This window comes from Thiobacillus sp. 65-1402 (assembly GCF_001897685.1).
In the GTDB taxonomy this organism is placed as follows: domain Bacteria; phylum Pseudomonadota; class Gammaproteobacteria; order Burkholderiales; family Thiobacillaceae; genus Thiobacillus.
Genome location: NZ_MKUG01000081.1, coordinates 1 through 10,938, shown reverse-complemented (window position 1 = coordinate 10,938; position 10,938 = coordinate 1). Strand labels below are relative to the sequence as shown.

Here is a 10,938-nt window from a genome sequence, read left to right as displayed (position 1 = left end):
CATGTCGTAGGCCAGGGCGCCCGCGGCGAACACGCGCGGCGACAGCGGCGGCAGCTCGCCGGCGAGGCTGGCGGCGGTGGCGTTGATGACGAGGTCGAAGGGGGTGTGCAGTGCGTCGAAGCCGCAGGCGGCGACGCCGCGGCCGAACTGTTCGGCGAGTTCCTGCGCGCGGCCGACGGTGCGGTTGGCGATGACGAATTCGGCGGGCCGCAGGTCGAGCAGCGGTTCGATCACGCCGCGCGCCGCGCCGCCGGCGCCGAGCAGCAGAATGCGCTTGCCGCCCGACACGCAATGCAGGTTGCGGGTGAGATCGGCCACCAGTCCGGCGCCGTCGGTGTTGTCGCCGCGGATGCCGCCGGCATCGAACGTCAGCGTGTTCACCGCGCCGGCCTGTTCGGCGCGCGGGCTGAGGCGGCTTGCCAGGGCAAACGCCTGTTCCTTGAACGGCACCGTGACGTTGGCGCCGCGACCGCCCGCCGCGATGAACTGCGCCACGCTGTCGGCAAAGCCGTCGAGCGGAGCGAGGATCGCCTCGTACGTCATGTCCTGCCCGGTTTGACGGGCAAACGCGGCGTGGATCAGCGGGGATTTGGAATGGGCAATCGGGTGCCCGAATACGGCGTAACGGTCGGTCATGGCGGCCGTAATTCTAACTGTTGATGCGCGTATTGCCTCCTGCCGCGAGGTCGGCGATCAGGTTTGTGCCCAGGGCAGGTCGCGCCGTTTCCAGCCGTTCAATTCGTTGCGGTGGCCGGTGGCCTTGTTGAGGTCGCCTTCGAAGCCTTCCAGCACGTTGTAGCAATGGTTGCGGCCGGCTTCGGTGCAGGCGGCGGCCGCCCGGTGCGAGCGCGCGCCGTTGCGGCAGATGAACATCAGCAGGGATTCCGGGTCGGTGGCCTGCGCCAGCTGAACCAGAAAATGAGGATTGGGAACCCAGCCCGGCCAGGATTGCCACTCGATGTGCAGCGCTGCGGGAATGCCGCCGTTCAGTTCGAGTTCGGCCCGCGAACGCACGTCGATCAGACGTGCCCCCGGCGCACGTTGCAGCAATTCATGCGCTTCGTGCGGCAGCAGGGCGCCGGCGAAAGACCAGGCATGGGTTTGACTGCGGCTGTGGGCGGCGTCGAGCAGCTCGGTGATGCGTCCCATCACGGACTCCTTTTATTACTGATTCAGTATATGAAAGTCGCTGCCCGATGCAATTTGCACCAATAGGGTGCGCAACAGGATGATCGTGCGTTTTTATGGTGCATGAATCGCGGCGGATTCTGCACTATCCTGCTGCATAGGCCTTATGGCACAATGGTTCGACCCTGATTTTTCGCATGGCACGGTTACTGCTAACAGTCTTCCGTGTGGCGTTTCGCCGTGGCCGGTCCAGGTGGCACGCAGCGCCGTCATTCAATCCATTTCAGTTTGAGGAGTTCAGCATGGCCGTGGCCAATGTGATCAAGATGATTCAGGACAACGAAGTGAAATTCGTTGACTTGCGTTTTACCGATACCCGCGGCAAGGAACAGCATGTTTCCATTCCCTCGCGATTCGTCACCGAAGAATGGTTCGAGGATGGCCATCCCTTCGATGGCTCGTCGATCGCCGGCTGGAAAGGCATTCAGGCGTCCGACATGCTGCTGAAGGCCGACCCGGAAACGGCCTATATGGACCCCTTCTTCGACGAGCCCACCCTGATTCTGACCTGCGATGTCATCGAGCCGTCCGACGGCAAGGGCTACGAGCGCGATCCGCGTTCGGTGGCCAGGCGCGCCGAAGCGTATCTGAAGTCGACCGGCATCGCCGATACCGCCTACTTCGGCCCGGAACCCGAGTTCTTCATTTTCGATTCCATCACCTGGCACGACGGCCTGTCGGGCTGCGGCGTGAAAATCAATTCCGAGGAAGCGTCCTGGTCGTCCGCCGAGAAATTCGAGAACGGCAACACCGGCCACCGCCCCGGCGTCAAGGGCGGCTATTTCCCGGTGCCCCCGGTCGACAGCCTGCAGGACATCCGCGCCGCCATGGTGCTGGCGCTGGAAGAAGCCGGCGTCCCGGTGGAAGTGTTCCATCACGAAGTGGCGACCGCCGGCCAGTGCGAAATCGGCACCCAGTTCAGCACCCTGACCAAGCGCGCCGACTGGACGCAGATCCTGAAGTACATCGTGCACAACGTCGCCCACGCCTACGGCAAGACCGCGACCTTCATGCCCAAGCCCATCGTCGGCGACAACGGCTCCGGCATGCACGTGCACATGTCGCTGTGGAAGGACGGCAAGAACCTGTTCGCTGGCAACGGCTATGCCGGCCTGTCCGAACTGAGCCTGTACTACATCGGTGGCATCATCAAGCACGCCAAGGCGCTGAACGCGATCACCAACCCGTCGACCAACTCGTACAAGCGCCTGGTGCCCGGCTTCGAGGCTCCCGTGATGCTGGCCTATTCCGCGCGCAACCGCTCGGCCTCGATCCGCATCCCGATTTCCTCCAGCGAAAAGGCGCGCCGCATCGAAACCCGCTTCCCGGACCCCACCGCCAACCCGTACCTGTGCTTTGCCGCGCTGATGATGGCCGGCCTCGACGGCATCCAGAACAAGATCCACCCCGGCGATCCGTCGGACAAGGACTTGTACGACCTGCCGCCGGAAGAGGATGCGAAGGTGCCGAAAGTCTGCCACAGCCTGGAAATGGCGCTGGAAGAGCTCGACAAGGATCGCGAGTTCCTCACCCGCGGCGGTGTGTTCACCAACGATATGATCGATGCCTACATCGCGCTGAAGATGGAGGAAGTCACCAAGTTCCGCATGACCACGCATCCGGTCGAGTTCGCGATGTACTACTCGCTGTAAGTCCCGCACGTATCGCAAAAGGAGGGGCGGCTTCGGTCGCCCCTTTTGCGTTTCCTGGCAGGGCGGTCAAGATTGCCCGGTTTGGGCCGTTAACAAACGGGTACGTTACACTCGGTCCTATGCAAACTGCGCGTTTTTTCTTTCTGTTGTGCTTGATCCCGGCGGCGCCCGCACAGGCGGAAATCTACAAGTACGTCGATGAAAACGGCCAGGTGACGTTTACCGATGTCTACAAGAAGGGCGCCAAGCGCATTGATCTGCCGGGCGCCCCGGCGCCGCTGCCGGGCGGCGGCAAAGCGCCCCGGCGCGCTTCCTACCATCCCAGTCCGGCGGATTTTCCGCGCATCGACGCGGGCACGCAGAAACGCCGCGACGACATCCGCCGCCAGGTGTTGCAGGACGAAATTTCCGGCGAGCGCCGCAACGCCGACGAGGCACGCCGCCAGCTGGCGCTGGGTGAGCGCCTGCAACCGGGCGAGCGCGCGACCGACGCAACCTATCTCAATCGCGTGAACAAGCTGCGCGCCAGCGTGCAGCAGCACGAACAGAACATCGCCGCCATTCAGCGCGAGCTGGCCAATTTGAAGTAAGCCGGCGCAGGGGCCGCGGCTGTAAGCCGCTGAAGCGTCAACAACCACGCTCTGGCACAATCGGTGCTTCACTGTGCGTATGAGCATGATGTCTCCGACTGCCCCCGACTTTTCCGGTCTCGACTGCCTGTCCACCGGCGCGCTGGTGCTGGGTGCCGACGACAGGATCGCGTACGTCAACCCGGCTGCCGAGACCCTGCTTGGGGTGTCGGGTGCATTGCTGGCGGGCGATCATGTCGAGCGGGTGTTCGAGCGCAGCCCCGAGCTGCTGGCGGCGATCCGGACCGCGCGCAGCGAGCTGGAAACGGTCATTGAATACGAGCTCGATGTGGCGGCGAGCGGCCATCCGCCGATCCGTCTCGGCTGCAGCATTTCACCGCTGGATGCGCCGACGCATGCCGTATTGATCGAAATGCGCGCGGTCGATCCGCATCTGCGCATCGCCCGGCTGGAGCAGACGCGCCTGCAACAGGAGGCCAACCGCGAATTGCTGCGCAACCTGGCGCACGAGATCAAAAATCCGCTCGGCGGTATACGCGGCGCGGCGCAATTGCTGGAACGCGAACTGCCGCGCGAGTCCCTGCGCGAATACACGCAGGTCATCATCAAGGAGTCCGACCGTTTGCAATCGCTGACGGAGCGTTTGCTGACGCCGCACCGAACGCCCCGTTTTGGCGCAGTGAATATCCACGAGGTGCTGGAACGGGTGCGCAGCCTGATCCTGGCTGAAACGCCGAGCGTGACCGTGCGGCGCGACTACGACACCAGCCTGCCGGAAATCCGCGCGGACGCCGAACAGCTGATCCAGGCCACGCTCAATATCGCACGCAACGCCGTGCAGGCAATGCATGGTAACGGGCATGGGCACGGTAACGGGCTGGGCGAGATCGTTTTCAAGACCCGGGTGGCGCGCCAGATTACGCTGGAAAGCCGGCGTTACCGCCTGGGCCTGCGCGTCGAGATCATCGACAATGGCCCCGGCGTGCCGGAGGATATCCGCGAGCAGATTTTCTATCCGCTGGTGTCGGGACGCGAAGGCGGCAGCGGCCTGGGGCTGGCGGTCGCGCAGACGCTGGTCGTGCAGAACCACGGCACCATCGACTGCGAAAGCCGCCCCGGACATACCGTGTTTGCGATTTTTCTACCCTTTCCTGCCTGAAAATCATGCCGAAGCGAACCTGTGTCTGGATCATCGACGACGACCGCTCCATCCGCTGGGTACTGGAAAAAGCCCTGCTGCGCGAGGACATTCCGTGCATGACCTTCGGTTCGGCCAGCGATGCGCTGCGCGAGCTGGAGCGCAGCCAGCCCGACGCGGTATTGTCGGATATCCGCATGCCGGGAGTGTCCGGCCTGGAATTGCTGCAGGCGCTGAGAGAGCGGCTGCCCAAGGTGCCGGTCATCGTCATGACCGCGTATTCCGATCTCGACAGCGCGGTGGCGGCCTTTCAGGGCGGCGCGTTCGAATACCTGCCGAAACCCTTCGACGTCGATCAGGCGCTCGACCTGGTGCGCCGCGCGCTGGCGGAAAACGCCAGCCGCGACGTGCCCGCCGGCAGCGATGCGCCGGCGCCGGAAATCCTCGGCCAGGCCCCCGCAATGCAGGAGGTGTTCCGCGCCATCGGGCGGCTGGCGCAGTCGCACGCCACCGTGTTGATCACCGGCGAATCCGGCAGCGGCAAGGAGTTGGTGGCGCGCGCCTTGCACCGCCACAGCCCGCGTGCCGGCGGGCCGTTCATCGCGCTGAACACCGCTGCCATTCCCCGAGACCTGCTGGAGTCGGAGCTGTTCGGCCACGAGCGCGGCGCCTTCACCGGGGCGGCGGCGCAGCGGCGCGGCCGCTTCGAACAGGCCGACGGCGGCACGCTGTTCCTCGACGAGATCGGCGACATGCCGGCCGAACTGCAGACCCGCCTGCTGCGCGTGCTGGCCGACGGCCAGTTCTACCGGGTCGGCGGGCATTCCCCGATCAAGGTCAATGTGCGGGTCATCGCCGCCACCCACCAGGATCTGGAAGTGCGGGTGCGCGATGGCCTGTTCCGCGAGGATCTGTTCCATCGCCTCAACGTGATCCGGCTGCGTCTGCCGCCGCTGCGCGAACGGCGCGAGGACATCCCGCTGCTGGTGCGGCATTTCATGCAGAAGAGCGCGCGCGAACTCGGGGTGGAGGTCAAGGGGGTGTCGGACGCCGCGCTCAAGATCCTGGTCAGTCTGCCGTGGAGCGGCAACGTGCGCCAGCTCGAAAACGTCAGCCATTACCTGACCGTGATGGCGCCCGGCCAAGTGGTCGAAGCGGGCGACCTGCCGGCCGATCTGATGCAGGGCGTGGCCGTGCCGGCCGGCGGCGACTGGCTGCAGCGGCTGGCCGCCGAGGCGGGCGCACGGCTGGCGCGCGGCGAAGCGGCGATTCTCGATGAGCTCACCCAGGCCTACGAAAAAACGCTGATCGAAGTGGCGCTGCGCCATACCGGCGGGCGCCGCATCGAAGCCGCGCATCTGCTCGGCTGGGGGCGCAATACCCTGACGCGGAAGATCCACGAACTGGGGATGGATAACGCAGCCGGGGCGGACGAGGCCGGATGATTCGCCGGGTGCATGAAGCGGCAACAAAAAAGCCGACTCGCGTCGGCTTTTTACGTGACGCCGGATGGCGCGTCAGGCAGCCTGCGCTTCTTCCAGCAACTTCTGGATTTCACCTTTCTGGTACATCTCGATCATGATGTCGGAGCCGCCGATCAGCTCGCCCTTGACGTAGAGCTGCGGGAAGGTCGGCCAGTTCGCGTAGTACTTCAGGTTTTCGAAAATTTCCGGATCGGCCAGCACGTTCACCGCCAGAAAATCCTTCAGGCCGCAGGCCTGCAGCACTTGCGCCGCACGCGACGAAAAGCCGCATTGCGGAAACTGCGGCGTGCCTTTCATGTACAGCACGACGGTATTGTTGGTGACTTGGTCACGAATGCGATCGAGGGGGGTCATGGCGGGCTCCTGGATAATACTTGACTGGAATGCTCGGGAATTATACGCGCGGCGAGGCCGGCGTCAAGCCGGTTTGGGCGCGCGCTGATAGGGGCTGATCAATGCCTTGTGGAACAGGTGCGGGATCAGCAGGCGCGGGGGCATGCGCAGCCAGTGGGCGCGGATGAAGGCGGCCAGGCGCGCGGCCGGCGTGAAAGCATCCGCGCAACTGGCGTGCGCGGGCGCCAGCGCACGCTTGAAAATGCCGTCCATCAGGGCGAGAGTGGCGCGATTGGGGGCGGCGCCATCCAGCGTGGCCATCATGTCGGCGGGGATGGGGGTGTCGAGAAAATAGCGCAGATAACGCAGCGCGTAGAACAAGGGGCGGCTCAACTGCAGCTCGCCGGCGCGTGCGGCCAGGCGCGGCCAGAACTCGCGGTCCACGGCGGCGTCGCGCAGCAGCAGATCGAGGTCGGTCAGGTCGCGCAGGCCGTGCGGCAGCTCGCCGTCGTGGAACAGATGGGCGGCGGAATGCAGAATGCGGTCTTCCGCTGCCAGCACATGGATGCCGGGCAGGCCTTCCACCGCGACGGCGCGGCTGCGCAGCTTGGCGGAGTCGGGATGGTAGCGCGCGGTGTCGGGAAGGATGGCGTGGTGCACGTCGATCACGGTGGCGCGCTGGATATGCTGCATCGGGGGAATCTCGTGCATCCAGCGGCGGTAATAGCGCTTGTCGTATTCCGACAGTCCGCTGGCGTGCCAGCCGGCCAGCATGAGCGAGGACTCGGCCTGCGGCAGATATTCGCGCGGCACCAGGATGTCGATGTCGTTGAACAGCCGCCCTTCGGCGGCGGGCAGCTCGGCGGCGACGTAGGCCGCGCCCTTGAGCACGACCAGCGGGCCGTCGAGGTCGGCCAGCGCGGCGCGGATCTGCTGCAGTTCCCAGCGCACGGCTGTGCGCTGCTTGTCGGCCAGCGTTCTGGCGGCATCGAAATGCCAGCGCGCCACGCCCGGTATCGTGGCCGTCAGGCCGTGCTGATGAAAGCGGTGCGCCAGGCGTGCCAGCAGCCCGGCTGCGCGGGCCTGCCGCACCAGGGTATCCCATTCGCTGCTGGAAAAACGGCTGATGGAATCGGGCGAGCGCAGGGTGCAGGCGAGCAAATCGCGGGAAGTGGATTTCATGCGGTTCAGGAGGTGCGGCGCTCGGCCAGGCGATCGAATGCGGCGACGGCCTCGCGCAATTCTCCGTAGCGGAAATCGTAGCACGCCGTCTGGTCGATCAAGGCGGTGCCGACACGAAAGCCGTCGGCGCCCAAATGACTGTAATTGAATGCGTTTTGCGCCAGAAACATGAAGGTCTGGGCTTGCGAGCGCGGGCTGAGGGTGGCGGGCGCACCGGCCTGCCACTTGGGGAAAATCACCCAGCCGGGGCGTGCCGCTTCGTGCTGGCGCAGCACACTGTCGCGCGGCGGCCGCATGTGCGCCACCGTGCCTTTGACGGTGTCGTGCGAGGCACGGTTGATATAGGTTTCCGGATCGAACTGGCGAATGACTTCTATCGACTGGTTTTTCAGGCTGACCGGACGCGGCAGCGGCTGGATCAGGCCGGTTTTGCGGTTGATCAGGGTGAGTTCGTCGGACAGCAGGCGCCAGCCTGACAGCACCAGGCCGGCGGTCAGGGTGCTTTTTCCGGAGCCCGGCGGGGCGGGCAGAATCGCCGCCAGGCCGTTCTTTTCGACGACGGCGGCGTGGATGACGAGGTAGTGATGCGCCTGCGTCGACACGCACCAGTTGAGGCCCCATTCCAGCATCGGAAAAGCCTGGTCACGCGGCAGCGGCTTGAAAGGGCGCATGCCGTCGAACGAAAAATCGACCTGGGGGCGCAGCCAGCGGCGCAGACTGGCGGGCGGATTGACCGACACGTGAAAATCGGCAAAGGCCTCGTGCACGCTGCGCACCTCGAACTGGCCGTAGAGTTCAGCCAAGCCTTCCGCCACGTGCGGGACGCGCGACTGCAGCTTGAGCGAAAACGGCCCGGTGCGCAGCCATACGCCGGCTCCGGCCAGTTGCCGGCGCAACTCGGCGGGGGGCAGTTGCAGCAGCTTCATGCAGGCTTCAGCAGGCCAATTGTGCGCAGGCTGGCGAGCGTGTCTTCAATCGATTCCTGGAATTGCGGTGTGTTCGCCACCTCGAGGCGTGCCGCCAAGGCCGCGGCGAGGTCGACCGAGGTATAGCCGGGATGATCGTGACAGAGCTGATACAACGCCAGTGTCAGGGGCTTCAGGTAATGGGTGTCGCCCGACGCCGTATCGTAGACGACCGCTTCGTCTCCCCAGCTTTTCAGCAGACGCGACGCGAGAGGCGTGGCGGGCGCCATCGCATCAGTTCAGCGGACAGCCGCGCTCGTTCAGCATGGCGAGCGAATCCTTGAGTTCGGCGGCGCGGTGCAGGTTGTTGCGGAAGAGCTCGGTCAATTCGCCCGGGGTGTAGCCGAAGTTGACGTCCGGATGCGCGGAATTGAGCAAGGCGGCGACCGCATGGAAGCCGAGGTTGACGGAAATGGGGTCGCAGCCCATGTTGCCGATGGCGTACCCGTTGGGCTTGGCGTTGCAATTCGGCTGCACCGTGTCCGGCGTGCAGTTGCCGCTGCCCTGCAGGCCCAGCACCTGGAGCAGGGTGTAAGGCTGGTTGTTTTTCGGGTTGATGTATTGCGTGACGCCGAAAACCGTATTGAACGAATCGTTCGGGCTGTAGCCGGTCGCGGCCCAGGAATCCAGGTGCTGGCATTTGCTCCAGTAACCCGGGGTGCAGCCGGCGCAGGGCGGGCCTTTGGGCGCGGACAGGTTGCCGGAAGCCATGCCCGAGATGCTGCACTGGCTGGCCCATACCGGGCGGCTGGCCAGCGTGAACACCGCCGACACGCCCAGCGCGGCGCCGGTGAGCTTGCGGCGGGACTGATCGATCGCGTCGTTCTGGGGCGCCTCGGGCGGAGTGTCGTGGGTTTCGGGTGTGCGGTCAGACATGGCAAGCCTCGATCATTGTTTGGATTCGTTCCGCAAATTAGAGCAAGAATCGCACCAATATTACATCGGACGGCCTGAAACGCCCACCGCATGCAGGCCGCCGCCATGTTGCGCGTTGCCGGACGGCACGGCCATGTAAATTATTCCGACAGATGGCCGCCGCTGACGCGGCGAACCCCCGACAGGTCCGTCCAGCTCCGGGGAGAGTGGAAGCCGCTGGCCCGCAGCAAGGCCTGCACGGCGTCCGCCTGATCGTAGCCGTGTTCCAGCAGCAGCGCGCCGCCGGGCTTGAGGTGGGCGCAGGCGGTTGCGGTCAGCCGGCGCAGGTCGTCCAGGCCATCGCGGCCGGCGGCCAGTGCGGTGAGCGGTTCGAAGCGGATGTCGCCGCGGTTCAGATGCGGGTCGCCGGCGGCGATATAGGGCGGGTTGCCGACGATGAGGTCGAAATGCCGCCCGCCGAGCGCGGCGAACCAGTCGCTGCTCAGAAACTCGACCTCTGCGTCGAGGCGGGCGGCATTGCGCCGAGCGACGGCCAGCGCGGCCGGGGAACGATCAAGCGCAGTCACCTGCGCAAGCGGGCGCTCCAGCGCCAGGGTAATGGCAATGCAGCCGCTGCCGGTGCCGAGGTCAAGCACCTCCACGGCTTGGCCGGGCGGCATGTGCGCCAGCGCCAGTTCGACCAGCAACTCGGTATCGGGGCGCGGGATCAGGACTGCCGGCGAAACCTCGAACGGACGGCCATAGAATTCGCGGGCGCCGACCAGATAGGCGATGGGTTCGCCTGCCAGCCTGCGGGTCAGCAGGGCGTCGGCCGCTGCGATTTGCGCGTCGGTCGGCGTGTCGCGGTCGTGCGCGATCAGCCAGGCCGGGGTAACCCCCCAGGCAAACGCCGCCAGCACGCGCGCCTCCAGCCGCGCCTCGCGCTTCTCCAATCCCTGCGCTGCGGCAATCCGGGCGGTGGCCGCGTCGAGCCAGGCCGTGACGCTCATCGCTCAGCTTTCGCCGGAGAGCGTCGCCAGCAGTTCGGCCTGATGCTCGGCTGCCAGCGCATCGAGCAGTTCGGCGAGATCGCCGTCCATCATCGCGTCGATCTTGTACAGCGTGAGATTGATGCGGTGGTCGGTGATGCGCCCCTGCGGGAAGTTGTAGGTGCGGATGCGGTCGGAACGGTCGCCGCTGCCGATCAGGCTCTTGCGGGCGCTGGCCTCGGCCGACTGCTGCTGTTGCAGCTGGCGGTCCTTCAGGCGCGCCGCCAGCACGCTCATCGCCTGCGCGCGGTTGCGGTGCTGCGAGCGGTCGTCCTGGCATTCGACCACCAGGCCCGTGGGCAGGTGAGTGATGCGCACTGCCGAGTCGGTCTTGTTGATATGCTGGCCGCCGGCACCCGAGGCGCGAAACGTGTCGATGCGCAGATCGGCCGGGTTGATGTCGATTTCGCCGACTTCGTCGGCTTCCGGCATCACCGCCACGGTGCAGGCCGAGGTGTGGATGCGGCCCTGCGATTCGGTTTCCGGCACGCGCTGCACGCGG

The 10,938-nt window shown here is 65.6% G+C and carries 13 protein-coding genes; 4 read left to right on the top strand and 9 right to left on the bottom strand.

Features of this window, described 5'->3' with window-relative positions; translation table 11 throughout:
• Positions 1-636, bottom strand: a 636-nt coding sequence (gene aroE / locus BGO62_RS06880; RefSeq protein ID WP_296640583.1) for a shikimate dehydrogenase, incomplete at its 3' end; no start/stop codon positions are given.
• A 57-nt stretch (positions 637-693) separates the two neighbouring features.
• Positions 694-1,149 carry a rhodanese-like domain-containing protein gene (locus BGO62_RS06875; RefSeq protein ID WP_296640581.1) on the bottom strand — a complete coding sequence of 152 codons (456 nt, stop codon included), beginning with the start codon at positions 1,147-1,149 and terminating at the stop codon, positions 694-696.
• Positions 1,150-1,430: 281 nt separating this feature from the next.
• Between BGO62_RS06875 and glnA the strand changes: the two genes are divergently transcribed.
• From glnA to ntrC, 4 genes are all read left to right on the top strand, one after another.
• Positions 1,431-2,840: a type I glutamate--ammonia ligase gene (gene glnA, locus BGO62_RS06870; protein ID WP_296640577.1), complete on the top strand. Its 1,410-nt coding sequence runs from the start codon at positions 1,431-1,433 to the stop codon at positions 2,838-2,840.
• Between the two features lie 119 nt (positions 2,841-2,959).
• Positions 2,960-3,430, top strand: a complete 471-nt coding sequence (locus BGO62_RS06865; RefSeq protein ID WP_296640575.1) for a DUF4124 domain-containing protein — start codon at positions 2,960-2,962, stop codon at positions 3,428-3,430.
• A 79-nt stretch (positions 3,431-3,509) separates the two neighbouring features.
• Complete coding sequence (glnL, locus tag BGO62_RS06860) at positions 3,510-4,589, top strand: nitrogen regulation protein NR(II) (RefSeq protein WP_296640574.1); 1,080 nt, start codon at positions 3,510-3,512, stop codon at positions 4,587-4,589.
• 5 nt (positions 4,590-4,594) lie between these two features.
• Complete coding sequence (ntrC, locus tag BGO62_RS06855; protein ID WP_296640573.1) at positions 4,595-6,013, top strand: nitrogen regulation protein NR(I); 1,419 nt, start codon at positions 4,595-4,597, stop codon at positions 6,011-6,013.
• 72 nt (positions 6,014-6,085) lie between these two features.
• On the opposite strand, the gene grxD is transcribed toward ntrC, so the two are convergent.
• From grxD to BGO62_RS06820, 7 genes are all read right to left on the bottom strand, one after another.
• Positions 6,086-6,406: a Grx4 family monothiol glutaredoxin gene (grxD, locus tag BGO62_RS06850; protein WP_018078259.1), complete on the bottom strand. Its 321-nt coding sequence runs from the start codon at positions 6,404-6,406 to the stop codon at positions 6,086-6,088.
• A 63-nt stretch (positions 6,407-6,469) separates the two neighbouring features.
• On the bottom strand, positions 6,470-7,567 hold the full coding sequence (locus tag BGO62_RS06845; RefSeq protein WP_296640569.1) for a nucleotidyltransferase family protein: 1,098 nt from the start codon (positions 7,565-7,567) through the stop codon (positions 6,470-6,472).
• Positions 7,568-7,572: 5 nt separating this feature from the next.
• On the bottom strand, positions 7,573-8,493 hold the full coding sequence (locus tag BGO62_RS06840) for an HprK-related kinase A (protein ID WP_296640568.1): 921 nt from the start codon (positions 8,491-8,493) through the stop codon (positions 7,573-7,575).
• Positions 8,490-8,762, bottom strand: a complete 273-nt coding sequence (locus BGO62_RS06835) for an HPr-rel-A system PqqD family peptide chaperone (RefSeq protein WP_296640566.1) — start codon at positions 8,760-8,762, stop codon at positions 8,490-8,492. Before BGO62_RS06835 ends, BGO62_RS06840 begins: the two co-directional genes overlap by 4 nt.
• Before the next feature lie 4 nt (positions 8,763-8,766).
• Positions 8,767-9,408 carry a hypothetical protein gene (locus tag BGO62_RS06830; protein ID WP_296640564.1) on the bottom strand — a complete coding sequence of 214 codons (642 nt, stop codon included), beginning with the start codon at positions 9,406-9,408 and terminating at the stop codon, positions 8,767-8,769.
• Between the two features lie 140 nt (positions 9,409-9,548).
• Positions 9,549-10,397 carry a peptide chain release factor N(5)-glutamine methyltransferase gene (gene prmC / locus BGO62_RS06825; protein ID WP_296640562.1) on the bottom strand — a complete coding sequence of 283 codons (849 nt, stop codon included), beginning with the start codon at positions 10,395-10,397 and terminating at the stop codon, positions 9,549-9,551.
• 3 nt (positions 10,398-10,400) lie between these two features.
• Positions 10,401-10,938: peptide chain release factor-like protein (locus BGO62_RS06820; protein ID WP_296640560.1), on the bottom strand; the 538-nt coding region annotated here is incomplete at its 5' end.